Here is a 23,753-nt window from a genome sequence, read left to right as displayed (position 1 = left end):
AGGAGATTTAAATGACCGTCACGACCGTCGATAACGCCGCGAAAAAAGGATACTATGGAGTTTTTGGTGGAAGATTTGTCCCGGAATCGTTGGAGAGGCCCTTGGAGGAACTTTCCGAGGCCTTCCTCGAGGCCTCGTCGGACCCGGAATTCGAGAGGGAATATATGCGCCTTATGAGAGAGTACGTAGGACGTCCCTCCGCGATTACCGAGTGCTTTAATCTCGGAGATAAACTTGGAGGGGGCCGCCTATTCCTTAAAAGGGAGGACCTGAATCATACCGGGGCCCATAAGATCAACAACGCCATAGGACAGGCTCTATTGGCTAAAAGGATGGGAAAGACCCGTCTCATAGCCGAGACCGGTGCGGGTATGCACGGAACCGCCTCCGCCACTGTGGCGGCCCTGATGGGTATGGAATGCGTGGTCTATATGGGAGCGGTGGATGTGGAACGCCAGGCTCCCAACGTCAGCCGAATGAATCTGCTAGGGGCGAAGGTGGTGTCGGTGACCCAGGGACAGGGAGTACTGAAAGACGCGGTGGACGCTGCCCTGAACGCCTACGTAGAGGATCCCGACGCTTTCTACCTTCTAGGATCGGCGGTAGGACCCTCTCCCTATCCTTCCATGGTCCGTCACTTCCAGAGCATCATAGGCAGAGAAGCCCGACAACAGATTCTGGACAGAGAGGGGCGTCTACCCGACGAGATAGTGGCCTGTGTCGGAGGAGGCAGCAATGCCATCGGCCTTTTTTCCGGTTTTCTCGACGATGCCTCTGTTGCTATAACGGGAGTGGAACCAGCCGGAAAAGGGTTGGAGACGGGACAGCACGCAGCCACCCTCGTCGTAGGAGCTCCGGGAATGATACACGGTTTCAAAAGCTACGTTCTTACCGACGAAAACGGAGATCCCGCTCCGGTTTACTCTATCTCCGCCGGATTGGACTATCCCGGTGTGGGGCCGGAACACTCCTACCTCAAGGACAGCGGCAGGGCCACCTACGTTGCTGTAACCGATGAGGAGGCCCTCGATGCCTTCCATCTTCTCTGTCGAACCGAGGGGATAATACCGGCTCTCGAAAGCTCCCATGCCCTGGCATACGCTGTGAAGAGGCTGCCCCGGATGGGATCCGACGAGATCCTCCTGGTCAACCTATCCGGCCGGGGTGACAAGGACATGGACCAAGTCATGGCTCTGGAGAGGTAGATCAGGAGTTTCTCCTGATAAAATCGTTTATTAATCTTCGTGATACACTGACGCTTCCGGGGATCTCGGGAAGATCCTCGGGAGCGAACCAGCCAGCACTGTCTATCTCCTTGCCGTCGACCTCTATCTCGCCGGAGGCCCATCGAGCCTGAAAGGCCACCATTAGTGATCTAGGAAATGGCCACGATTGGCTGTCGAAATAGCTTATGTCCGATATCTCTATTCCGACCTCCTCCCTGATCTCTCTCTTCAAGGTTTCTTCCAGGCTTTCTCCCAGATCCACGAAACCCGCCAGGACGCTGTACCTGCCGGAGGGAAAGGCCGAATTATGGGCCAGGAGAATACGGTTTCCCCTCTCCACCGCGACTATCACGGCGGGGGAGATTATAGGGTATATTCTGTAACCGCATTTCGGACAGACCCGGCCGTTGTCCTCTCCGTCCTTCATGGGAGTGCCGCATCTGCCGCAAAATCGGCTGTTTTTACGCCAATCCATCTCGGCGTAGAGACGATTGGCCTTCGCGAAGGATATCTCTCCTATCAGTTCCCACAGGCCCTTTCTAGGTACGGCCCTCCACCCTTTCAGGTCGGTCTCCACGTGGAGCTCTCTCCACGTGCCCACGCCATCGACCTTTCCCGTAGATATGTAATCAAGTCCCCGAGGTAGTTCGATCCCATCCATCTCCGGGATAAGCACCTCTTCGCCTCGAAATACGAAACTGTTCTCTTTCAATTTCATTCATCCCCTTACTGTTGTAGTGTCTCCTTCTAAAAGTCTATCGTCGATTTCGTCTTTTTGGTACTACAAGATCTTGCTTTCGTGCTATCATTGTAGGCTGAGATATATTTTGAAAGGAGATGTACCACTTGAGAAGAACTGTAGCCTTTTCCATCGCCTTATTTTCTATGCTTTGGGCTGTAACCTCTTACGCCGCCACTGTGACGGACGGATTGGGTAGAGATGTAGAGGTCCCCGACGAGGTAGACAGGATAATCTGTTCCGGATCGGGATGTCTCAGATTGGCCACCTATCTTCGACTGGAGGACAAAGTCGTTGCGGTTGACAGCATAGAGAGGAGAACTGAGAATTTCGACGCTAGACCTTACGCCATTGCCAGACCGGAATATAAGACCCTGCCGTTGTTCGGCGAGTTCAGAGGCAACGACAGTCCGGAGTTGATTCTCTCTCTGGATCCCGCCCCTCAGGTGATATTCAAAACCGGCTGCACCGGCGACGAAGCCGAAAGTCTCCAGTCCAAGACCGGTATTCCCGTCGTCGCCCTGGACTACGGAAATCTGGCAGGAAAGAGGCGGAGACTGTACGAGTCCATCTCCATAATGGGGCAGGTGACCGATGTTTCCGACAGGGCGAAGGAAGTGGTGAATTTCTTCGAATCCGTCATAGAAGACCTTAAAACGAGGACCGCTGGGGCTTCTATAGAGGGGTCCGCCTACGTGGGAGGAATAGCTTTCAGAGGTCCTCACGGATTGTTGTCCACAGAGCCTAATTATCCTCCCTTCTTGTTTTCCGGAGTGGCGAACGTGGCGGCAGAGGGCAAGGGGGCCAAGGCCAGACATGCGGTGGTCTCCAAGGAGGCCCTGTTGAAATGGGATCCGAGTTTCATCTTCGTCGATCTGTCCACCATAACGGCGGTCGGAGGGGGCGCTTTGAAGGAATTGGCCGATGATCCTCTGTGGAGAGGGCTCTCTGCCGTGGAGGAAGGCAAGATCTACGGGGTATTGCCCTATAACTGGTATACCCAGAACTTCGGCAACATCCTGGCGGACGCTTATTTCGTGGGTTCGTTGCTCTTTCCCGATCGATTCGAGGACGTGGATCCCGGAGATAAGGCCGACCAGATATACGCTTTTCTCGTCGGAGAACCGGTCTTCTCCGATTTGAACGATTGTTTTAAAGGCAAGGTATTCCGTAAGCTCGTGCCGGGAGAGATCTAACCGCCATGCATCTGGACAGAGTCGAGGTCTCTCTTTCCTATAAAAAGTATGCCGGAAAAAAGCGGCTTTTCCTTTTGGGGCTCATCGCTTTGACCCTATCGGCTTTTATGTTGTCTCTCTCCGTGGGGGTCTCCGGGATGACGGTGTCCCAGGTTATCAGAGGGCTGCTGGGGTTGTCGGAGGGCAGGGAGTCCCTGATATTATGGAACATTCGGCTCCCTCAGGCTATCGCAGCCGTCGTTGCCGGAGCAGGGTTGTCCCTGTCGGGAGTGGCCATGCAGGCCATTCTCAGAAATCCCCTGGGCTCTCCCTTTACCCTGGGGTTTTCCCATGCCGGAGCTTTCGGTGCCGCCTTGACGGTCATGTTGATAGGGAATCTGTCTGAAAGAGCGCCTTACTGGCTTCTGTCCTTTGGTCCCGGCATCGTGGCGATCGGGGCATTTTGTTTCTGTATGGTAGCCACCGCGGTGATCCTGGCGATATCCGCGACGAGAGGAGCTGCTCCTGAGACCATGGTCCTCTGCGGCGTGGCCCTGGGGTCTTTGTTCACCGCCGGCACAATGTTTCTCCAGTACTTCGCCGACGACGTGCAGTTGGCCGCCATAGTGTTCTGGACCTTCGGGGACCTGGCCAGGGCCGACTGGCAGGATCTGGCCGTGATGACCGCCGTCCTGCTTCCCGCCGGAGGCTATTTCTTTCTTCGACGTTGGGACTTCAACGCAGTAGAGGCGGGAGACGAGACCGCACGGGGGTTGGGGGTTGACGTTTCCCGGTTGAGACTCAGAGGATTGGTGATCTCCGCCTTGATCGTTTCGATAACCGTATCCTATCTGGGGGTCATCGGTTTCGTAGGCTTGGTCTGTCCCCACGCTATAAGGAGGATGATAGGGGACGATTATCGCTATCTTGTTCCCGCCAGCGCCGTCGCCGGGGCGTTGCTCCTGCTTCTGGCCGACACCGCCGCCAGGCAGATCCTATCTCCCCATGTATTGCCTGTGGCGGTGCTGACCTCCTTTCTGGGAGCTCCCGCCTTCCTGTGGCTGTTGTTGAGAGGAGGAAAATGATGTTGCTAAAGGTCGAAAAACTCGGTTTCCGTTGGGGTAAGGACTGGGTTTTCAGGGACATCTCCTTTTCCCTGTCTTCCGGCGAGATGCTCGCCGTCATGGGGCCTAACGGGGTAGGAAAGACCACCTTGCTCCGATGTCTGAACGGCATACTGAAACCTCACGAGGGGGTTGTCTCGATTGACGGAGTGGAGGTATCGTCCATGTCCAGGGAGGATATCGCCAGGGCCATGGGCTACGTCCCTCAGTTCACCCAGCCTCAGAGGATGACGGTGTTCGATTCGGTCCTCCTGGGCAGAAGGCCTCATCTCGGCTGGTCCGTCACCGATAAGGACCTTAACGTGGTGGAGAGCGTCTTATCCCTTCTGGATCTGGGGCCATTCAGACTTCGCTATCTGGACAGGCTTAGCGGAGGGGAGAGACAGAAGGTCGCTGTGGCCAGGGCTCTGGTCCAGGATCCGTCGGTCCTCTTGTTGGACGAGCCCACGGCTAGCCTGGACATGAAAAACCGCCTCGAGCTCATGGATATAGTGGCCCACGTGGTTCACGGCCACGGCCTGGCGGCTGTGACGACAATACACGATGTGAACGGAGCCATGAGATATGCCGACAGGTGTCTCTTCCTTAAGGGAGGAAAGGTGGAGCGATGCTGCGCTCCGATGGAGGTATCTGTCTCGACCATAAGGGAAGTGTACGACGTGGAGGTGGACATTTTGGACCATCGGGGGGTCCCCGTGGTCGTTCCAGGAGGTGTCGGAAGATGAGGGAAAAACACGAGATAGAGCCTTTGGGGGTGATAAGATCCCCCTATAAGAGCAAAGAGGAAATACCCCGTCAGGGCCATTTCAAGCCGGAAGTGGAGGCTGTGGCCGTCCTCGATGAAAAATGGAGAGAGGGCATGAAAGGTCTTGATTGCTGTGATAGGTTGATCTTTCTCTTCCTGTTCGATCGTTCCGAAGGAGCGAAACTGACCGCTAACGCTCACTGGCTGGACGGCGAGAAGGGAGTATTCGCCACCAGGAGTCCGAACCGGCCTAATGGCATAGGTATGACCGAGGTGGAGGTGATCTCGGTAGAAGGATTGGAGATCTGTTTCAGAGGTCCCGACATGCTGGATGGGACCCCGCTGATAGACATAAAACCGGTGGTGGATACAAGCAGATCCAACGATTAGATAAAAAGAGGAGGTCCTTGACGGACCTCCTTTCCCTTTATCCCATGGCTTTTATCGCCGATCGGGCCGCCACGATGCCGCTGGAGGCGGCCTGTATGATCCCTCTGCTTACCCCCGCTCCGTCTCCTGCCATGAACAGATTTTTAACGGACGGAACCTCCAGAGAGTCATTTAGCTGTATCCGCAATGAGTACAGCTTTATCTCTACTCCGTACAGGAGCGTGTCGTTTTGGTTGACCCCCGGCATTATGACGTTCAGTGCGTCCAGGAATTCCACTATGTCGGTCATATGCCTGTGGGGGAGCACCAGGCTCAGGTCTCCCGGTTCGGCCGATCCGGTCTGTTCGATCATGCCTCTATCGATCCTGGACGTGGTGGACCTTCTGCCGTCCTTGAGATCGCCCAGTCTCTGGACCAATATTCCCCCTCCAGCCAACATGTTCGCTAGCCTGGCTATATGGGTGGCGTAGCCTATGGGATCCTGGAACGGATGGGTGAAGTTCTTCGTCACCAGGATGGAGAAGTTGGTGTTGTTCGACTTCGTGTTTTTTAGACTGTGTCCGTTCACCGTCACTAGGTCGTGTCCCTTGTTGTACTCCGAAACCACGTATCCCGACGGATTCATGCAGAATGTACGGCAGCGGTCGTCGAAGGTCGGAGTGTTATAGAGGCACTTCACCTCGTAGAAGTCCTCGGTCAGGTCCTGACATACGCTGTCGGGGACCTCTACCCTCACCCCTATGTCCACCGGCATGGAGGCTATAGGAAGCTCCAGCCTACGAACCACCTTTTCCAGCCAGGAGGCTCCGTCCCGCCCGGGGGTGGCTATGACGGTGTCGGCCTCGTATCTTGTGCCGTCCTTCAGGATCACTCCCTTTGCCTCTCCGTCCTCCACGACGATGTCTTCCACGAAGGTGTTCATCTTTATGTCGCATTGATCCTTGAGGGTGTTGTACATGTTGTCAAGAACCTCTCGGGAAGCGTCCGTGCCTATATGTCGGATTTTTGCGGGAAGCACCTTTATGCCTACGCTGGCGGCTCTTCTGATGGTTTCCTTGACCATGTCACCCTTAGGCTCGTAGTAGTTTGGATCGGCTCCGTGTTCCACGAAGGTGGAGTCCACCGACTCTATCAGCTCTAGAAGGGCGGATTCACCGATGTATTCCTCCAGGTTCCCCCCGAAACCGGTGGTTATGGTTAGTTTCCCGTCCGATGCGGAACCGGCTCCTCCCCAGCCGGAGACGACGCTACAGATGGGGCAATTTATGCAGGAGGTGGCCTTGCCGGCTATTATCGGGCAGATCCTATCCTTTATGAGTTTCCCCTTGTCCAGAATGAGGACTTTCTTCTCTGTCTTCACCAGCTCCATGGCCGCGAATATCCCAGCGGGACCGGATCCGACGATGATGGCGTCGTATCTCATGATGTCTTTCTCTCCTCTTCTTGTTAATATCGCTTTCCGAGGTCCATTATATCCCTTTTATACATTCGTTTCGACCATAGCGCCGTAGAGCTTTTTTGTCCTGGATATTACCTGAGAGGTGGAGACCCCGAGTCTCTCGGCGTACCAAACGGCGCCTCCCGCCCCCGCTCCTTCCTTGACGTATCCCTTTTCGTAGTCGCTCAATCCCGTCCAGGGCGAATCGGAGAAATCCAGAGGTGCCGACCATGTACTCACTCCTATCGCCTCGGCCAGACCGTTGAAGTCCGCGCTCTCGTCTCTTGTCACGTAGCAGGTGGTGGCCACAGTGATAGGCCTGGATATTCCCATGTGTCTTGTCGCCGCCGCGACGGCCAACATCTGGGTTCCTCCTGCCAACACGATCTCTTTCCCCCTGGGGGCTCCCGATATCAGCCCTGCCACTATGGGTTGCATAGGGTCTCCCAATTCCTTCAAGGCTATAAGTCCTTTATCCGCCAGACCTCCCTGTTTTATTCCCAGTCGCAAAAAGGCTTCGTCTCTCAGTCGGCGTTTGAGATCGGTCGGGTTTTCAGGGCCTGCGGAGGAGACCATACCCCTGTATCCCAGGGCATCCAGGACCAATGAAGCCGTCGTGGTACCTCCCGGGACCGATTCTCCTATCACCAGTGGGCCATCGTCTAAGGATAAGGTTCGGGCCAATTCCCGGCCTCTTTCAAATAGTTCCTCTCCGTCCGGAAGTGACGTCGTTTTGCCGGGGTTCAATCCCGGAGTTGCACCGGTCTCCACGTAAGGGGCCTTGGGAGCAACCGATGTTCCGGCTTTCACTAACGTCACTGGAAAATCGCTTTCGATCCTGGCGGCTCTGGTTATTATGGCCGGGGTCGGATGTCCCTGAGGGTCCAGAGGTACCCAATCCACCACCCTGGGCCTTCCCCACCAGATCATGTCGGCGTCGGCTGGAGCGGTGTAGGGAAGCACCTCCAGATTTGCTCCCGCTGCTGAGATTCCCGGTATTTTGCTTATATCCGTCGATCCTACGACTAGGATGAACATGGCAGAACTCCTCTCTCTGTGGTATCGTTCCATAGGTCTGGGAACGGACCTTGAGATGTTATCATACACGGAGACGGGACGTTAGGAGTTGAGCTTTTGTGAGGAAATCGATACTCTGGATCGGGATTGCCCTTTCCCTGTCGGTCGGAGTGGTCCTCTCCTTTTTAGCCGGGTCTGCCCTCGATCCCGGTGTTTTCCTGTGCCTCGACGAAGGAGGCTTCGTCGAGCTTCACGTAGAGAGATCCGACGTGGCAGCCGCCTGGCTCTCCGAGTTCGACATTACAACGGGAGGCTCGGGGTTTGAGTCTCTTTTAAAAGGGCATGAAGGTGTTCTGGGAAGAGGGGCCTTTCGAGTTTCCCTCTCGGGAGTGGGAATAGATCGGAGCTCCTTTCACGGAGCGGTAGAGATAGCCGATACCTCTAGGGTTGAATCGGTCCTTTTTTCTTTGATACCCTGGGCCGAGGGCAGGGGAATAGCTGTGAGGTCCCTCGACGTAACCCTTCCGGAAAACCTTAAGCCTATCTTCTCTTTGGAGGGACAGGCCGGAAATGTATCTCTTGCTCTATGGCGGGGGGGAGAGGGATCGGTCGTACTAATTGCCGAAGATCCTTATAGATTGGCTACTATGGTCTGTGAGAGGAGAGATGCCTCGAACAGAAAGACCGAGGGAGACGATTGGCTCAGGGTTCAGATCCCAACGAATCTCGTCGTTCTCTCAGGGAATTTATCGTCGGACGAACGGATCTCCTTGGAGTGGGGGCTATCCTTGGACGACGAAAAGGCGACCCTCTCCTGTTGGAGCGACTGGGCGGACGTATTGTTGTCCCAAGAGAGGCGAGACGAGCTGGCGGTTATGGAGCCGGTTCCCCTTCACGGAGAGGGGAAAATGGCAGGTCTCATGTCCTGGACCGGTTCGTTCGGAGACATGACGTCAAAACTGGGAGGAGAGGTCCGCGAAGAGCTGGGGCCGTTGCTGGGCGACGCCAGGTTTATAGGACTCGACGAGAACGACCTGCTGGACATATTGGATGGCCGCGTCTCTTTGTCCTTAGGAGTCGACGCCGGTGGTCTTCTGGGCGATTTTCCAGGATTCTGCCTTCTCCTGGAGGGGATCTCGAACGGACTTGGAAAAAGGTTAGTGGACATGGCAAGGCCCCTTCCTCTGCCCTTCGGGATCAGGAGGCTCGATCTTCCAGGATGGAAGGATGGACTGGCACTGGATATACCCGTCACAGCCGTGATGGCATATGGTGACGATGGTCTTGCGATGGGGCTCATGCGCCCCGACAGCCTGAACGATAGCCCGGATGTTCCGGAATCGCTGGCAGAGGCGGCAGGCAAAGCCTCGCCTCACGTCCTCGCATTGGACCTTCGGGCTCTCTCGAATATGATGGATATATATAGGGATCTAGCCAGGCTCTCCGGCATGGGATCGGTTCGGGAGATAACGGAGGACGTCGGATTTCTTATAGCCCCCTGGGAAAGGCTGGTTATGGAGCCCGACGGTCTTGATAGGGCGACTTTCTTTCTGTTTCGCCGTACGTATAGATAAGGAGTAGATAAAGATGAAGTACGATCCGGAGACCATGAAGGTCAAGCTGTGCAAGAAATGCAAAGGACTCGGTTTCGCCATAGGGAAAAGCGGCGAGAAGTTCGGCTGTCCCGAGTGTAGCGGATCCGGCCGAGTTGTGATGAAGGTGCTTAAAGACGAATTCGCCCTGGACGAGTTGAACGAAAATCTGACGTTCGACAAAGAGACTATGAAAGTCCGGGTGTGTAAAAGCTGTGCCGGTCTGGGAGCCTTCATATACGGTCCCGACGACAGTCGTCCCTGTCAGGATTGCGGTGGAACCGGGCGGATAGTGGTCCAGCAGATATCCACAGAGTATCAGCTTCATCATCTTGACGAATTCGAGGAGTGATGTAGTCGTGTCTTTTGAGCATGCCGAGATACACGGAGTTCAGATAAGGGACATGGTATCGTTGACGGGAGAGGGCGACCCTGTCTACAGAGGTGATCTTTATCTCGATGGAGCCAATGTGGGGAGTTTCGAGGAGGACCCCGACGGAGGTCCTACCGGAATCTTCGTGGACGACGATATGACGGAGAAACTGCGGGAACGGATGGATCGTTACTTCCAGGGCGAGGGGCTCTCCGTGCAGGACGACGATGATTACGACCTGTTCTTCATCCGCCTGATAGAGATGGAAGAGCTGCTGTCCCTCTTCAGGGATCTGAAGGAGCGTGGCGGACTCTGCTTAGTCGCCGACTACACCGACGACGAGATGATGGTGTACGAGGTAGCCGAGGAGGAAGGGTTGGACCAGCTCATATTGGAGGAGAAGCTGGAGGACTATGACGTCTACCGCGATTTCGAGGATTTCGTCATAGCTTAGTTCCCATGGGGGTTGACATTACAGGATAGCTGATGTATTATCCTCGTCAACATCCGTATTAAGCGGAAATTCTTCTTTTGGGAGGTAACTCGTCGTGAACTTCAAGTTCTTTGTTTTTGGAACCACTATGATGTGCACTACTAAGTTCGGCGACCCTTCCAGAGGAGTCGGCGCGTAGCTGCACGTACGCACCAGAAAGCTCATTCTGACCGGGTCTGCCTAGAATAGGTGGACCCGGTTTTTTTGTATCCTCATCCAACGAGAAAGTCAGGAGTGTGATTTCATTGAGAGAACGTCTCTGTTTCGATAACGACGGAGTCCTGCGGTATCTGTCCTACCCCTCCTCGATAACCGATTATTTCATATCTAAAGCAGAGATCCTCGAAAAGGGTCTGATGGACAAGCTGGAGAGGGACTATCTTTCCAAGCACGATGCGGTCAACCATACTGCCAGGGCCCTGACGGAACGGGGACTAGCCTTCGTAGCGGCTCCTTTGCTGCACGATTAGGACGGGAACTAGTCATGGAAAGGGATGGCCAACGGGTCGTACTGAAATTCGGCGGAAGCTCCGTCGGTTCGGCGGAGAAGATAAGAGCCGTTTCGGAGAGGATATCGGGATTCTTGGAGAGAGGTTGCAAGGTCGCGGTAGTCGTCTCGGCCATGGGAGACACCACCGACAGATTGCTCGAGCTCGCTCATTCCGTCGCCCCCGACGGACCCTGTCCAAGGGAGCTGGATCAGCTTCTGGCTACGGGGGAACAGCAGTCCATAGCCCTGTTGAGCATGGCCTTGAGGAACCTTGGTATAGATAGCAGATCCTTTTCCGGATCTCAGGCCGGTTTTAGGGCCTTCGGCCGTCACGGCGAGGGGCGCATTAAGACCGTGGATCCTCGCAGGGTCGTCTCCTGTATGGACCGGAACGTGGTCGCGGTGGTGGCGGGATTTCAGGGAATAGACGAGAACGGAGACGTAATAACCCTGGGACGGGGAGGCTCTGATCTTTCCGCCATAGCACTTGCGGCGGCATTGGAAGCCGAAAGCTGCTACATATTTACCGACGTGGATGGAATATACACGGCCGATCCCAGGGTAGTGGAAAAAGCTTACAAGCTGGACAACCTCTCCTGGGACGAATGCCTGGAGATGACAGTGGCTGGAGCCAAGGTACTTCAGGCGAGAAGCGTGGAGATGGCTATAAGGAGTGGCATAAACGTGTGTGTCGCCTCCAGTTTCGACGAGAGAAAGGAAGGGACCTGGATCATGAGGGATTGCATAGAGGAAAAAGCCGCAGTGAGGGCAGTATCCCAGGACGACGACGCAGCCAGGGTCGCTTTCGACGGTTGTTGTGATCCGTGTAACGTCGCCCGTAGGCTTTCCGACAGAGGTATAGTGGCTCAGCTGGTCGTTCAGGACGGAAGGGCCATCTTCCTCATAAGGCGGAGCAGGCTTGAGGAAACCCTAAGGATCTGTGGCGAGTTGAATGTCTCGGGATTGCGTTGGGAAGAGGGGCTTTCCAGGGTCTCCATAATAGGCGCCGGGCTTGCAAACCATCCGGAGGTCTCCTCTCAGATATTGTCGGTTCTGGAGGAAATTGGGGTCAAGGTGGAGATGCTTCTGCCCTCGGCCATGTCGGTTACCTGCGTCGTAAAGGCTTCCGATGGAAAAGAGACGGTCCGTGCGCTTCACGGACGATTTTTAGAGGGAGGGTTCGTACTATGCGCGTAGCTGTTTTGGGAGCGACAGGACTGGTCGGCAAGGAGATGATCGCCACCTTGGAGGCCCGATGCTTCCCGGTGGATGATTTCAGACCTCTCTCCTCCCCTAGGTCGGCCGGAACAAAGGTGAGATTCGACGGTCGGGATTGGGAAGTGCAGGCGGTGTCACCCGAGGGATTCGACGGTGTAGACGTGGCCATATTCTCCGCCGGAGGGGATGCCTCGAGAAAATGGGCTCCTGTAGCGGCTGAGAGGGGCGCGGTCGTCGTGGACAACAGCTCTGCCTGGCGCATGGATCCTCAGGTTCCCTTGGTCGTCCCGGAGATAAACAAAAAGGCTGTGGAGGATCGTCCCAAGGGTATAATAGCCAATCCGAACTGTTCTACCATACACGGTGTGATGGCCCTATACCCGCTCCATAAAGAGGCCGGCTTAAGCAGGATGATAGTCACGACGTTGCAGTCGGTGTCGGGATCGGGATGGAAGGCCTTGGTGGAGCTGGAGGACGAGAGCAGGATGGTGCTCGACGGGAACGTCGAGGGGGCGGACGAAAGGGCCTCCGTCTACCCTCACAGGATAGCCTTCGGCGCAGTTCCTCAGGTAGGAAGCTTCGACGATCAGGGATACACCGACGAAGAATGGAAGATGGTCAACGAATCCAGGAAGATAATGGGGGCTCCGGAACTTAAGGTCGACTGCACCTGCACCAGGGTTCCGGTGATGAGAGGGCACTCTCTTTCCATAACGGCCCAGTTCGAAAGAAAAATATCTCCCTCCGAGGCTCGAGCGATACTGGCCGATGCTCCGGGAATAGTTTTGAAGGACGATCCGTCCTCATCGATCTACCCTCTGGCCACCGATGCAGCCGGAACCGATCCGGTCTATGTGGGCAGGATAAGGGAGAGCCTCTCTCTGGAGAACGGACTGGATCTTTGGGTCGCTTCGGACAACATACGAAAGGGAGCGGCGTTGAACGCCGTTCAGATCGCCGAACTTTTGGCGTAGAAAGGAGGATTAGCATGGAGTTGGGAATAGCTTTGGTCGGTTTTGGAAACGTCGCCCAGGGGCTCGCCAGGATATTGATCAGAAAGAGGGATCTTCTGACCATCAGATACGGCATAATCCCGGTCGTAAAGGCAGTGGTAACCGGATCGAAGGGAACCCTTTGGGATCCTTCCGGGCTGGACCTGGAGGCAGTTCTCGATTCCATGGCTAACCTGAAAAACCTGTCCGGGGTATCCGCCCTTCCCGCCACTCTCGACGAGATCCTAAAGGGAGACGAGATATCGGTGGTGGTGGATACCACTCCTACCGATCTAGTTACGGGGGAGCCGGGGCTCTCCATAATAAAGAGGGCTATAGAATCGGGGAAACACGTGGTCAGTTCCAGCAAGGGGCCGGTATCGGTTGCTCTGCCTGAGTTGACCGACCTTGCCAGCAGACATGGAGTGGCCTACCGTTTCGAGGGAGCCCTTCTCAGCGGAACTCCGTCCATCAACCTGGCGATGGAGGCAATGGCCGGTTGCGACGTCGTGAAGGTTCAGGGTATAGTAAACGGTACGACCAACTACATCCTGACCAGGATGGAGGAGGGCATGGGATACGAGGATGCCCTCTCGGAGGCTCAGGACAGGGGATATGCCGAGGCCGATCCGTCCGGCGACGTCGACGGATGGGATGCGGCGGTAAAAGCCCAGATAATAGCGTCGGTCATAATGGGAGAGCCCATATCGTTGGACCAGGTCGAAAGGCGTGGAATATCGGAGATATCCCGAGACGACGTGATCGCCGCCCTGGATAGAGGAAATCGAATAAAGCTTATAGCGCAGGTCGAGCGGAGGGGGCGGGATGTGATAGCTTCGGTGTCTCCAATGGAGCTTCCTTTGGATCACCCTCTGGCCGGAGTCATGGGAGCCACCAACGCCATCACCTACGAGACCGACAACCTGAAGGACGTCACTATAGTTGGTCCCGGGGCTGGAAGAGAGGAGACCGGCCAGGCGCTTCTGGCCGACCTGCTTGCTATATTCAGGGAAAGGGGCGGTTTGGTTGTCCGCAGATCTGCGTGATGCCGTATCGAAAGATCTTAAGATAGGGCTGGCTTTGGGAGGCGGGGCCGCTAGAGGCTGTGCTCATATAGGGGTGCTGCGTGCTCTGGAGGAGAAATCCATTCCCGTGGGATGTATCGCCGGTACCAGCATAGGGGCCATGGTAGGGGCCGTCTACGCTTCCGGAGGAATGGATCATCTGGAGGAGTTGCTTCTCAAGATGGACCTGTTGCAGTTGCTGTCTTATTTCGACGTGGTCTTCCCCCACTCGGGCTTGGTCGACGGAAGAAAGGTTACGGAACTCCTTAGAGGGATCTTGGGCGACAGATCCTTCGATGATCTGTCCGTTCCCTTTGCGGCGGTCGCCACCGACCTCAGGGACGGAAGCGAGGTCGTCCTCTCGTCCGGGGACGTCATCGACGCGGTAAGGGCAAGCATAGCCGTCCCGGGAGTGTTCACGCCGTTCGTCACCGACGACGCCCTGTTGGTGGACGGAGGTCTGGTGGATCCGGTCCCGGTAAACGTGGTTAGATCCCTGGGGGCCGAGTTCGTAATAGCCGTCGACCTCAACCGTTACGTGGTGGGAAGCAAACAGGAACACAGAACGGGCGGTGGACTTCGAAGAAAAAAGGTCAAGAAAGGCGATGGTTCCTCTCTGGTGGACTCTCTGATAGACGAGATCAGCTCTCTCATGAACGACGAGGAGAAGAAGAAAAAATCCAAGGGACCGGGTTTGATAGACGTCATGGTTACCTCCATAAACATCATGGAGAGCTCCATAACGGAGAACAAGCTTAAGGTGGACTCTCCGGAGCTACTGATCGCACCGAAACTCGGTCATATCCGTTTCATGGAGTTTTTCCGGGCGGAGGAGGCCATGGAGGTCGGTTACAGGGCCGCCATGGACCTCCTGTACTGAGGTTAAAGGTCCTTTTTGGCTCTCTGGGCCATATGAACCCCTATAAGTATGAGACATCCACCGGTTATAGTCTTGAGCCCCAGGGGCTCGCCGAACAAGAACAACGCCATAACCGACGAACAGACCGGTTCGCCCAGCAACACCACCGATACCACCGAAGGACTCACCCACCTGAGAGCCCAGTTATAGGCGGAGTGACCTAACAGCTGGGGGATTATGGCCATCCCCCAGAATGCCCACCACGTGCCGGAGGAAAACCCCCAGGCTCTATAGGGTCCTATCAAAACAACGACCCACAGAAGGACCGCTGCCGTTCCGTAGCATACTGATACGTAGGAGAGCAGGGATACCTTCTCCCGGACCCTTCTCCCTAGCAGGAGGTAGATGGCCATGGTTATCGCTCCAAGTACGGCTAGAAGATCTCCCTTCCATCCCTCCGAGCCGGAGGAGAAATCCCCCCAGCCTATGATCACGGCCCCGGATATAGCCACGGCTATAGCGGCGGCAGTCTTTCCGTTTATCCTTTCACCGGTCAGAAAAGGGGCCATTATCGCCACCCATAGAGGTGCCGTGTTGACCAGAACCACGCAGCTGGCCACCGAGATGAAACTCAGGGACGATATCCACGAGGCGAAATGGATCGCCAGCGCCGTCCCGGATAGAACCGTATCTTTCCAGTCCCTGGAGGACAGGGACCTTATCTCGTCTCTTCGAAACATGAAAGCCGTTGGCACCAGAACGAGAGAGGCCAGGCCGACCCTGTATGCTGCTACTGTCAAGGACGGAGCGTTTGCCGCCTTGGCGAAGATGGACCCCGTAGACGTTGCGAACACCGCCAGGAACATAACCAAGTCGGCGCTTCGCTCCCTTAACTTCACGACATCACCTGGGAAGGGACGAGACCATGTCTCTCCATCTCGTCCTGAAATCTTCGAATTGATCCTCCGGGGGAACCCTCAACCTTACGGAATTGTCGCCTATACCTAGAAAACCCGATCCGGGAGCGGTCTTTATCCCATGTTTCATCAGCATATCGTAGAGATTTGCGTCCCTGTCGTCGTAGGTCACCATCATGATGGATACCGACGGATGGGTCTTGGCCACGGAGAACCGGGGAGACTCGGTTATCGTGTCCATGGTCTTTCTCTTCAGCCTGGCGACCTCCCGTCTCATGGACGGTAGAAACTCACCGGCTTCGTCCAGTGCCATAGGTATGGCTGCGAAAGCCAGTGCGTCCACGGTGAAGGGAGGGCTGACCCTCAGATAGAGATCCCTTGCAAAGGGAGATCGAAATACCCCGTATCCTCCCCTTATGCCGGCCATCCCCCATCCCTTGGAAAAACTGCGAAGACAGAGGATGTTGTCCTGTTTCAGGTTCAGACAGGACGTGGATTCGTTGACGAAATCTCCATAAGCCTCGTCCACTATCACCAGGGCTTTCCTTTTATCCGCTGCCGTCACTATCCTCTCCAGATCGTCCAAGGACATGAGCTGCCCCGTAGGATTGTGTGGACGATCTATGTAGACCAGCGATATCGAATCGTCCAGAGCCTCCAGTAGCCGGTATGTATCTATCTCGTAGGAGGGTCCCTCCAGATTCACCGCTTTGAAGTCGCATCCGGAAAGCTGAAAATGGACCGGGGCGTCGGTGAACTGTGGAGCCATGCCCAAGATTCGTCCTCCCGGGGCCCCCAGAGCCTTGGCCAGCACCACCAGGATGGTGTCCGTCCCGTTGGCGAAGACCAGCTCCTCCGGAGACACCAGACCTTTCCAGAAACGGCAGACAGGCTCGGTCAGTCTCTCCGACGGAGGAACGTAAGACGAAAGGTCCTCTCCAAAAGTCTTACCGAAGGCGGATACGACGCCGTATGGAGCCCCTATAGGGCTAGATCCCAGGGCGCAGTCTACGGAGAAACTTCTCTTTTCTACCGTGTTGACGTAAAGCTCGGTGGTGGTGTTCTTCAATCCCTGCGGGATCGTCTTTCTCCAGTCCAATGGCGCCATCTCCTTTTGACGTTTGATCCCCCATTTATACCAGCGAAAGACCGAGGGTTCAACATAAAAAGGAGAGGCTCCCCTTAGGGGACCCTCTCCCGGATTTCCGTTTTTTCGAGACGATCTTAATCGAGTTTCTTGTGGCAGAACCACCAGTCGAAGTTATCGTACTCGGTCAGCCTCTTCTTCGCGTTTTCAACGTCACTTGCCGGAGGAACGATCACAGAATCTCCGATAATCTCGTTTTCCGGCCAGTTCGCGGGCATGGCGACCCCGTTCTTCTCGCTTATCTGAAGGGCCTTGACCATGCGCAGCACCTCGTCCATGTTCCTGCCGAGTTCCTGAGGGTAGTAGAGGATCGCCCTTATCATGCCGTTCGGGTCGACTATGAATACGGCCCTGACGGTGTTGGACCCCTTGCCGGGGTGTATCATGCCGAGCTGTTTCCCGACCGTGCCGTCGTCGGCAATTATGGGAAACTGGATCTCGACGTCCAGATTCTCCTCTATCCACTGTTCCCACTTTATGTGAGCGAAGACCTGGTCGATGCTCATTCCGATGAGTTCGCAGTTCAACTCCTTGAATTTATCGTATCTCTTCTGGAAAGCAACGAACTCGGTAGTGCAGACCGGGGTGAAGTCCGCAGGGTGGCTGAAGAGCACGAACCACTGCCCTGCGTAATCGTTGGGGATGGTCTTCTCTCCTCTGGTTGTTACCACTTTAAGCTCCGGCATAGCCTCTCCTATCAAGGGTATTCTGTTTTCCATCATAAAGCACCTTCCTTCCTTTGCGATGTTTTTTAATTCTGGTTCTTGTTATCAGTATAGCATGTATCTCTCGATGCCTATTCTTGTGGCTTTTCTCTATCGTCTTCTCCCGGATCGATTCGGATATCGCAGCCGTTGCAGCTGGAGGAGGTCTTGCAGCCGGAACAACCGGAACATCCGCAGCCTCCTCCCTTTACCAACGATCTGAATCGCCTGAATAGGATCCATCCGGCGAAGGCCACTATGACGGCTACTACGAGTTTTTCCATAATCTACCCTCCTATGGATTGTATAAACGTCCCTCCCTGGTAGACCGCCACCGCCAACAGATAGGCCAAAAGTGTGTTGAATATCATGGAGAAGGCCGCCCATTTCCACGAGCCTGCTTCCCTGGCGATGCACACCACGGTTACGAAACATGGGGCGTAGAACATAGTGAATATTATCAGCGCCAATGCCTTGAGAGGTGACCAGTCTGGAGATCTCTCTATTATGGATGCCAGACCACCGCTTTCCTCCGGATCTATCTCGCCTAGGGAATAAGCCGTCCCAAGCGTTGACACCACGACCTCCTTGGCGGCGAATCCTCCAACAAGTGCGATGTTATCCCTCCAGTCGAACCCTGCGAAAGACGTCACTCTCTCCAAAGCGGTCCCGATTCGCCCGGCGTAAGAACGCCGCAGGGCCTCCTGGGCCTCTATTCCGTCTATCTCTGCCAGTATCTCGGCCTGTTTTTCCTGAGACAGTTCCTTCGAGACCTTTTCCCTCATGTTCTCGAACTTGACTGTAGCCTTTTCGTCCAGTCCGGGATAGGTCATCATAGCCCATAGAAGTATCGATATCCCCAAGATGACGGTGCCGGCTTTCTTTATATATTGCCACGTCCTCTCCCATGTGTGTATCAGAAGCCCTCGGAAAGTAGGGAAACGGTAGGTCGGCAACTCCATCACGAAGGGGGTGGTTTCTCCTCGAAGGATCGTCGAACGGAGAAGCCTGGCGGCCAACATGGCTCCTATCCACGATATTGCCGTTATCAGAAGCATCATTCGGGTTTCCCCTTCAGGGAAGAAGACCCCTATCAACAGGGCGAACACCGGCAGCTTCGCCCCGCAGTTCATGAAGGGGACGGTCAGTAAGGTGGCCAATCGTTCCTTGGGCGACTTTATCGTTCTGGCCGCCATGACACCTGGAACGGCGCATCCTCCGGCGATGCCTCCTGAGATTATGAAAGGCATCACCGAACTGCCATGTAGTCCGAAAACTCTGAAGACCCTGTCCAGCATGAAAGCCACCCTTGCCAGATATCCGGTGTCCTCCAGGAAGGATATCCCGAGAAACATCAGGAATATGAGGGGAACGAATCCCATAACACCTCCGACCCCGTCTATCACTCCCGACATTATCATCGATTTCAACGGTCCTTCAGACATATAATCGTTCGCCAGAGATCCTATCCACCCGAAAAAGCTCTCGAACCATCCCACCGGTATCTCACTGTAGGCGAAGGTTATATGGTAAAGGGTCCCCAGGACGGCGAGCATAACTATGGGGCCCACGAAACGGTGGGTCACTATGGCGTCTATCCTGTCGGACACGCTCTTGGCCTCTCTGTCCTTTCTGTATATCAGAACGCCTTGCTGGAGGATCGATTTTATATACCCGTAACGATGGTCCGCTATTAAGGCCTCCGCGTAAGTGTCCAGTGTGGCTCTCAAGTGGGAGTCCAGAGTTTCGGCCATGCCGTTAAGTTTTTTCTCCAGCTCCGGGGCTCTCTCCGCTATGGAGATCTTTATAGTCTCGTCCCCTTCGAGATACTTCAGGGCTGACCATCTCGGCCTTATCGCCTCGTCCAATATCGGGTCCTGGTCTATAGCCCTGGCCATCTCGTCCAGAACCGGGTCGATATCGGGGCCGTAGGAGATCTTAAAAGGCTCCGGGTCCTTTCCTGCTATCTCCAGGGCCCGATTCATCATCTCGTGGATTCCCTCGGATTTTCTGGCGACTATGGGGACCACCGGGGTCCTCATAAGGGAAGAGAGCTTTTCCGTGTCTATCTCCATCCCTCTCGACTCGGCCACGTCCATCATGTTCAATGCCAGGCATACCGGAAGGCCCATCTCCTTCAGCTGGACCGACAGGTACAGGTTTCTTTCCAGATTGGAGGAGTCGACTATATCGATCACCACGTCCGGCGTCTGTCGGATAAGGAAATCCCTGGCTACCTCCTCCTCGGCGGAGTAGGCGGAGAGAGAGTATATTCCCGGAAGGTCCTCGACCTCCACCGATATACCGTCGTGATTGTAGGTTCCCCTTTTGTGTTCCACCGTCACTCCCGGATAGTTGCCGACGTGTTGTCTGGCTCCGGTCAGACCGTTGAAGAGTGTCGTCTTTCCCGAGTTTGGATTTCCCGCTAGGGCTACGGTGGTCATCTTTCCTCCACCTCCACGTCTATGTAGTCCGCCTCGCTGTCTCTAAGGGTCAAGGTAAAGTCACCAACCCTTATGGCCACTGGGTCGTAGAGAGGAGCCCTTCCCATTATTCTAATAGTCGTTCCCGGAGTTAGCCCCATATCCCTTATACGTCTGCCAAGCTCCCCCTCGGCCCTTACCTTGGCGATGGTCCCGGTCTGGTTATCCTCCATCTGTCTCATGGCTATCTTGACCACGTTATTTCCCCCTCTGCGAGCTATGCGTACTTTGTTTGGCGATAATACCATACCGTTTCGGTAGGATCAAGAGACCTTTCTTGGTGAAAAGAGTTAGTCATGTTGACGTGACCATCTTTTTTTGATATTTGTATACTTTTAGAGGAGGAGATGTAATGGCTCATGACTTTGTTAGAAAGATAGTCGAAGGAGGAGAGCGGTCTTCAGGGGGGTTTTTCTTCTTTTTTATTGGAGGATCTCTTTTGATCGCGTCGCTTTTTTCCATCTCGATATATGGTTATGAAGAGAGAACGTCCCTGCTTTCGATGGGAGCCGCTGTTTTTATGGGAACCCCTCTTCTCTTGAGGGCCGTTAGAGAGCTTTTCGAAGAATCGTCGGAGATGAACGAATTGGCCGCTTTAGGTGTTACAGCTACTTTCGTGTCGGGACGTTTTATAACTTCCGCCACCATCTCCTTTGTTATGGTCCTTTCCGCGCTATTGGAGGGACGTTCTGCAAGAGGAGCTAGGGAGAGCCTTAAAGAGCTTTTGGATCTGAAACCACCTAAGGGAACGGTTTTTCGGGATGGAGAATGGCTTACCGTGGATGCGGAGGATCTCGTCGTAGGAGACGAAGTCAGGATCATCCCGGGAGAGAGGCTCCCCGTCGATGGGGTGGTCCTGGATGGAGAGACCTCAATCAATGAATCGACAATCACGGGAGAGTCTTTGCTGGCTGGAAAAAAGAGTGGGGACGAGGTCTACGCAGGAACGGTCAATTTAACTGGAACTGTAATCTGTCGAGTTAAATCGGTAGGATCTGAAACTACACTGGGAAAGGTGCAGGAGATGATCTCCGATGCGGAAAAATCTCGTACCCCTGTTATGAGAATGATAGATCGTTACGCTAGATGGTATGTGCCGGTTGTTATGCTTCTTTCCGGGGCAGTTTTTTTTGTAACCGGTGATTTGGACAGGGTTGTTTCCATAGTGGTCGTAGCATGCCCCTGTTCCATACTTTTGGCGGGGCCTACCGCGGTGGTTGCTTTACTTGGCGTGTCTGCTCGACTAGGCGTTCTAATAAAGGACATAGCCCATCTCGAGGTGGCAGAGAGGATTACAGCGATAGTTTTCGATAAGACTGGTACCGTTACCACCGGTCGTCTGGAGGTGACGGAAATTTCTCCATGCGGTTTTATGAACGAAGAGGAGCTTCTTTCTTTGGCTTGTTCATTGGAAAGGGACTCTAGTCATCCGGTTGCCAGATCTCTCTGTGAAAAAGCGGGGTTTCTGGGATTGAATTTTCTTCCCTCCGAGGAGATGAAGGAAGTCCATGGAATGGGAGTCTTTGGAAAAGTGAGAGATAAATCTGTAATGGTAGGGAGGCGGTCTTGGCTTTTATCCTTTGGCGTGGATGTTCCAGACATAGAGGACAGCCACTTTGGACAGAGTGTGTTGTATGTCGCCGTGAACGGTGTTTTTGCCGGGGAAATTTTTCTCGAAGATAGAGTGAAGGACGACGTAAAATCTTCTCTTGTCGAAATAAGGAACCGAGGGGTCGATAAGATCGTTCTTCTGTCGGGAGACAGAAAAACGGTTGTTGAGAGGGTTTCTCAGTCTATAGGAGTGTCTTTTTGGGAGTTCGGAATGTTACCTCATCAAAAGATGGATTATGTTACCGCTATGAAAAATGAAGGAGATGTCGTTGCGGTGGTCGGAGACGGGGTCAACGACGGTCCAGCCCTTTCAGCTGGAGATCTTTCCATTGCTATGGGAGCCGCCGGAAGCGGCGTAGCCATCTCTTCTTCATCTATCGCGTTGATGAAAGACGATATATCGAAAATTCCCTTGGTAATAGATCTTGCCAGAGAGGCTCTGTCCATTATGAGGCAGAACTTGCATTTTGCTCTGATAGCTGTGACGTTGTCCATGATTTTAGGCGCTGTCGGGGTTTTGCACCCCATAGCTGCTGCCGTTTTGCACGGAGGAACTTCTTTAACTGTAGTTTTCAACTCTGCCAGATTGGTAAGGTTTAAAGGGGGTGATGGTTTTGGTGTCTGACCTTTTCCGGAAAGTCTACCTTCAGGGATTTATCGCTCAGACCTTTATCGTACTTTTAGGTTCGGCTACATCCCTTTTTGGAAGTTCCGAAATAGGTTTTTTGGGTCCTGTTTTTCTCTGGGCTTCACTTGTTCCTTGGGGAGCTTTATTGTTTTCGAAGCCATCGGAAACAACTCCGTCCCCTCACTTCGACGAATGGCGCTTTTCAACAGCGGGGCTTATCGTCGCAGTCTTGGTTTTAGGTTCCCTCTCGCATGTCTTCAACCCTTCAAAACAGGGCTTTCTTCCCGGCTTATCTATCAGCATTACTTTGGCTTTAGCCGTCGCGGTTCCGGTGGTTTCGTGGTTCGCGAAGTCTTACATGGAAGATCTCGCAGTGGAGGATGGGTCTTTAACTCCCTGCATTGGCTATCTTAGGGGGTCTTCGATCGTAGGGGCTTTGATGGTGGCGCAGGTTATACTATGTCATCTTGGTAGATTCGATCTATCTAAGTTTGTCGGATGGGGAATACTGTCTTTGAATTTGGCCGTGGCTTCAGAGTTGTTTTTTTCGTTGATCCTTGAATGGTATCGTCCTCTCGATGAGAATACTGCTCGTTGGGTACATGAATCACGTATGTTGTCTCTTTTAAGCAGGTCTTCTTCCTTTAAAGAAATCACGAGGGATTTTTTTCGTTATCAGTTTGGGATAGATCCATCTAAAAATTGGTTTTTTCAGATGACGTGGCGTTTTTTGCCCGTGGGTTCTTTCTTGGTTTGTTCTTTGTTGATTGGGCTTTCCTCTATAGAGATCGTCCCTCCTGGCTTTCAGGCGGTTCTTTTGCGTTGGGGGTGTCCCATCGTAGAGCTTTCTCAAGGGATACACTTAAAATGGCCTTGGCCGATAGATCGGACTATCCTTATCGATACCTGTAGAGTAAGGAGGATGCATGTAGGTTCTCATAGCCCCTATTCGATAGATGGAAATATCTACGTCGAAGGAACTCCTATATTGTGGACAAACGATCATGGACTGAGGTCTGAAAACTATCTGCCGGTGTCTCCACCTGCCGACATAGCCGATGTCGTTATGGGGGAAAGGGTTCCGTCGGTCTCTCTGGTCGGAGCGGACGTCTTTGTAGAGTTTAGGATTGTAAAGCCTTTGACTTTTTTGAATTCAGGAGAGGATGGAATCGAGCTTTTTAGAATAAAAGCTGAACGAACGACCTCCAGAACTTTCGTAAAGTACGACGTTATGGTGGACCCCATTGTCAAGACCATTTTTTAGCCTAGATTAGTTTAGGTCAGACTGCTATAGGTCTTCCTCTTCGAAGTAGATCTCCTGCGGTGTG

24 protein-coding genes are annotated in these 23,753 nt (G+C 54.0%); 15 read left to right on the top strand and 9 right to left on the bottom strand.

All coding sequences use genetic code 11. The annotated features are described in order from the left end of the window. The first annotated feature begins 11 nt into the window (after positions 1-11). A complete protein-coding gene (gene trpB, locus L2W48_RS11475; RefSeq protein ID WP_236100110.1) occupies positions 12-1,205 on the top strand; it encodes a tryptophan synthase subunit beta in 1,194 nt (397 codons plus the stop codon). Position 1,206: 1 nt separating this feature from the next. On the opposite strand, the gene nudC is transcribed toward trpB, so the two are convergent. Then, a complete protein-coding gene (gene nudC, locus L2W48_RS11470) occupies positions 1,207-1,938 on the bottom strand; it encodes an NAD(+) diphosphatase (RefSeq protein ID WP_407928689.1) in 732 nt (243 codons plus the stop codon). A gap of 134 nt (positions 1,939-2,072) precedes the next feature. Between nudC and L2W48_RS11465 the strand changes: the two genes are divergently transcribed. Genes L2W48_RS11465 through tsaA form a run of 4 tightly spaced genes read left to right on the top strand, consistent with a single transcriptional unit; the run spans position 2,073 to position 5,399 of the window. After that, entirely contained in the window at positions 2,073-3,161 is a 1,089-nt protein-coding gene (locus tag L2W48_RS11465; protein ID WP_236100108.1) for an iron ABC transporter substrate-binding protein, read from the top strand. Positions 3,162-3,166: 5 nt separating this feature from the next. Next, the gene (locus L2W48_RS11460; protein WP_236100107.1) at positions 3,167-4,225 is read left to right on the top strand and encodes a FecCD family ABC transporter permease; all 1,059 of its coding nucleotides are present in this window, start codon (positions 3,167-3,169) and stop codon (positions 4,223-4,225) included. Further along, complete coding sequence (locus tag L2W48_RS11455) at positions 4,225-4,989, top strand: ABC transporter ATP-binding protein (protein WP_236100106.1); 765 nt, start codon at positions 4,225-4,227, stop codon at positions 4,987-4,989. The genes L2W48_RS11460 and L2W48_RS11455 overlap by 1 nt, the downstream gene beginning before the upstream one ends. Further along, on the top strand, positions 4,986-5,399 hold the full coding sequence (gene tsaA / locus L2W48_RS11450) for a tRNA (N6-threonylcarbamoyladenosine(37)-N6)-methyltransferase TrmO (RefSeq protein WP_236100105.1): 414 nt from the start codon (positions 4,986-4,988) through the stop codon (positions 5,397-5,399). The genes L2W48_RS11455 and tsaA overlap by 4 nt, the downstream gene beginning before the upstream one ends. A gap of 37 nt (positions 5,400-5,436) precedes the next feature. On the opposite strand, the gene L2W48_RS11445 is transcribed toward tsaA, so the two are convergent. Continuing rightward, complete coding sequence (locus L2W48_RS11445; RefSeq protein ID WP_236100104.1) at positions 5,437-6,822, bottom strand: NAD(P)/FAD-dependent oxidoreductase; 1,386 nt, start codon at positions 6,820-6,822, stop codon at positions 5,437-5,439. A gap of 57 nt (positions 6,823-6,879) precedes the next feature. Continuing rightward, the gene (cobT, locus tag L2W48_RS11440; RefSeq protein ID WP_236116551.1) at positions 6,880-7,908 is read right to left on the bottom strand and encodes a nicotinate mononucleotide-dependent phosphoribosyltransferase CobT; all 1,029 of its coding nucleotides are present in this window, start codon (positions 7,906-7,908) and stop codon (positions 6,880-6,882) included. A gap of 65 nt (positions 7,909-7,973) precedes the next feature. On the opposite strand from cobT, the gene L2W48_RS11435 reads away from it, so the two are divergent. The 8 genes from L2W48_RS11435 (at position 7,974) to L2W48_RS11400 (ending at position 14,956) form a co-directional block, all read left to right on the top strand. Further along, complete coding sequence (locus L2W48_RS11435; protein WP_236100102.1) at positions 7,974-9,428, top strand: hypothetical protein; 1,455 nt, start codon at positions 7,974-7,976, stop codon at positions 9,426-9,428. Positions 9,429-9,441: 13 nt separating this feature from the next. Further along, the gene (locus L2W48_RS11430; protein WP_236100101.1) at positions 9,442-9,798 is read left to right on the top strand and encodes a molecular chaperone DnaJ; all 357 of its coding nucleotides are present in this window, start codon (positions 9,442-9,444) and stop codon (positions 9,796-9,798) included. Between the two features lie 7 nt (positions 9,799-9,805). Continuing rightward, positions 9,806-10,273, top strand: coding sequence for a hypothetical protein (locus tag L2W48_RS11425; protein ID WP_236100100.1), 468 nt, complete (start codon positions 9,806-9,808; stop codon positions 10,271-10,273). 284 nt (positions 10,274-10,557) lie between these two features. Continuing rightward, on the top strand, positions 10,558-10,782 hold the full coding sequence (locus tag L2W48_RS11420; RefSeq protein WP_236100099.1) for a hypothetical protein: 225 nt from the start codon (positions 10,558-10,560) through the stop codon (positions 10,780-10,782). Between the two features lie 14 nt (positions 10,783-10,796). Then, entirely contained in the window at positions 10,797-11,999 is a 1,203-nt protein-coding gene (locus tag L2W48_RS11415; protein ID WP_236100098.1) for an aspartate kinase, read from the top strand. After that, positions 11,990-12,994 carry an aspartate-semialdehyde dehydrogenase gene (locus L2W48_RS11410; RefSeq protein ID WP_236100097.1) on the top strand — a complete coding sequence of 335 codons (1,005 nt, stop codon included), beginning with the start codon at positions 11,990-11,992 and terminating at the stop codon, positions 12,992-12,994. The genes L2W48_RS11415 and L2W48_RS11410 overlap by 10 nt, the downstream gene beginning before the upstream one ends. Positions 12,995-13,008: 14 nt before the next feature. Then, positions 13,009-14,058, top strand: a complete 1,050-nt coding sequence (locus L2W48_RS11405; RefSeq protein WP_236100096.1) for a homoserine dehydrogenase — start codon at positions 13,009-13,011, stop codon at positions 14,056-14,058. Continuing rightward, a complete protein-coding gene (locus L2W48_RS11400; protein WP_236100095.1) occupies positions 14,039-14,956 on the top strand; it encodes a patatin-like phospholipase family protein in 918 nt (305 codons plus the stop codon). Before L2W48_RS11405 ends, L2W48_RS11400 begins: the two co-directional genes overlap by 20 nt. A gap of 2 nt (positions 14,957-14,958) precedes the next feature. Here L2W48_RS11400 and L2W48_RS11395 read toward each other — a convergent pair whose 3' ends face one another. The 6 genes from L2W48_RS11395 to L2W48_RS11370 form a co-directional block, all read right to left on the bottom strand. Beyond that, the gene (locus tag L2W48_RS11395) at positions 14,959-15,834 is read right to left on the bottom strand and encodes a DMT family transporter (protein WP_236100094.1); all 876 of its coding nucleotides are present in this window, start codon (positions 15,832-15,834) and stop codon (positions 14,959-14,961) included. A gap of 4 nt (positions 15,835-15,838) precedes the next feature. Then, positions 15,839-16,951, bottom strand: a complete 1,113-nt coding sequence (locus L2W48_RS11390; protein ID WP_236100093.1) for an aminotransferase class I/II-fold pyridoxal phosphate-dependent enzyme — start codon at positions 16,949-16,951, stop codon at positions 15,839-15,841. A gap of 125 nt (positions 16,952-17,076) precedes the next feature. After that, the gene (locus tag L2W48_RS11385; RefSeq protein ID WP_236100092.1) at positions 17,077-17,721 is read right to left on the bottom strand and encodes a peroxiredoxin; all 645 of its coding nucleotides are present in this window, start codon (positions 17,719-17,721) and stop codon (positions 17,077-17,079) included. Between the two features lie 74 nt (positions 17,722-17,795). Then, complete coding sequence (locus L2W48_RS11380) at positions 17,796-17,987, bottom strand: hypothetical protein (protein ID WP_236100091.1); 192 nt, start codon at positions 17,985-17,987, stop codon at positions 17,796-17,798. 3 nt (positions 17,988-17,990) lie between these two features. After that, a complete protein-coding gene (gene feoB / locus L2W48_RS11375) occupies positions 17,991-20,147 on the bottom strand; it encodes a ferrous iron transport protein B (RefSeq protein ID WP_236100090.1) in 2,157 nt (718 codons plus the stop codon). Continuing rightward, the gene (locus L2W48_RS11370) at positions 20,144-20,383 is read right to left on the bottom strand and encodes a FeoA family protein (protein WP_005660947.1); all 240 of its coding nucleotides are present in this window, start codon (positions 20,381-20,383) and stop codon (positions 20,144-20,146) included. The genes feoB and L2W48_RS11370 overlap by 4 nt, the downstream gene beginning before the upstream one ends. Positions 20,384-20,538: 155 nt before the next feature. On the opposite strand from L2W48_RS11370, the gene L2W48_RS11365 reads away from it, so the two are divergent. Continuing rightward, positions 20,539-22,422, top strand: a complete 1,884-nt coding sequence (locus tag L2W48_RS11365) for a heavy metal translocating P-type ATPase (RefSeq protein WP_236100089.1) — start codon at positions 20,539-20,541, stop codon at positions 22,420-22,422. Positions 22,423-23,347: 925 nt separating this feature from the next. After that, complete coding sequence (locus L2W48_RS11360) at positions 23,348-23,689, top strand: hypothetical protein (protein WP_236100088.1); 342 nt, start codon at positions 23,348-23,350, stop codon at positions 23,687-23,689. Positions 23,690-23,753: the final 64 nt, after the last annotated feature.

It is taken from the genome of Dethiosulfovibrio russensis, from assembly GCF_021568855.1.
In the GTDB taxonomy this organism is placed as follows: domain Bacteria; phylum Synergistota; class Synergistia; order Synergistales; family Dethiosulfovibrionaceae; genus Dethiosulfovibrio; species Dethiosulfovibrio russensis.
Note: the sequence above shows the minus strand (reverse complement) of the source record. Positions and strands in the feature narration are given on the sequence as shown.

What these genes read in the sequence shown, in the direction of transcription:
- trpB (WP_236100110.1), top strand. Translation starts at nt 12, where the DNA reads ATGACCGTCACGACCGTCGATAACGCCGCGAAAAAAGGATACTATGGA.
- L2W48_RS11460 (WP_236100107.1), top strand. Translation starts at nt 3,167, where the DNA reads ATGCATCTGGACAGAGTCGAGGTCTCTCTTTCCTATAAAAAGTATGCC.
- L2W48_RS11455 (WP_236100106.1), top strand. Translation starts at nt 4,225, where the DNA reads ATGTTGCTAAAGGTCGAAAAACTCGGTTTCCGTTGGGGTAAGGACTGG.
- tsaA (WP_236100105.1), top strand. Translation starts at nt 4,986, where the DNA reads ATGAGGGAAAAACACGAGATAGAGCCTTTGGGGGTGATAAGATCCCCC.
- L2W48_RS11445 (WP_236100104.1), bottom strand. Translation starts at nt 6,822, where the DNA reads ATGAGATACGACGCCATCATCGTCGGATCCGGTCCCGCTGGGATATTC.
- cobT (WP_236116551.1), bottom strand. Translation starts at nt 7,908, where the DNA reads ATGGAACGATACCACAGAGAGAGGAGTTCTGCCATGTTCATCCTAGTC.
- L2W48_RS11430 (WP_236100101.1), top strand. Translation starts at nt 9,442, where the DNA reads ATGAAGTACGATCCGGAGACCATGAAGGTCAAGCTGTGCAAGAAATGC.
- L2W48_RS11415 (WP_236100098.1), top strand. Translation starts at nt 10,797, where the DNA reads ATGGAAAGGGATGGCCAACGGGTCGTACTGAAATTCGGCGGAAGCTCC.
- L2W48_RS11410 (WP_236100097.1), top strand. Translation starts at nt 11,990, where the DNA reads ATGCGCGTAGCTGTTTTGGGAGCGACAGGACTGGTCGGCAAGGAGATG.
- L2W48_RS11405 (WP_236100096.1), top strand. Translation starts at nt 13,009, where the DNA reads ATGGAGTTGGGAATAGCTTTGGTCGGTTTTGGAAACGTCGCCCAGGGG.
- L2W48_RS11385 (WP_236100092.1), bottom strand. Translation starts at nt 17,721, where the DNA reads ATGATGGAAAACAGAATACCCTTGATAGGAGAGGCTATGCCGGAGCTT.
- L2W48_RS11380 (WP_236100091.1), bottom strand. Translation starts at nt 17,987, where the DNA reads ATGGAAAAACTCGTAGTAGCCGTCATAGTGGCCTTCGCCGGATGGATC.
- feoB (WP_236100090.1), bottom strand. Translation starts at nt 20,147, where the DNA reads ATGACCACCGTAGCCCTAGCGGGAAATCCAAACTCGGGAAAGACGACA.
- L2W48_RS11365 (WP_236100089.1), top strand. Translation starts at nt 20,539, where the DNA reads ATGGCTCATGACTTTGTTAGAAAGATAGTCGAAGGAGGAGAGCGGTCT.
- L2W48_RS11360 (WP_236100088.1), top strand. Translation starts at nt 23,348, where the DNA reads ATGCATGTAGGTTCTCATAGCCCCTATTCGATAGATGGAAATATCTAC.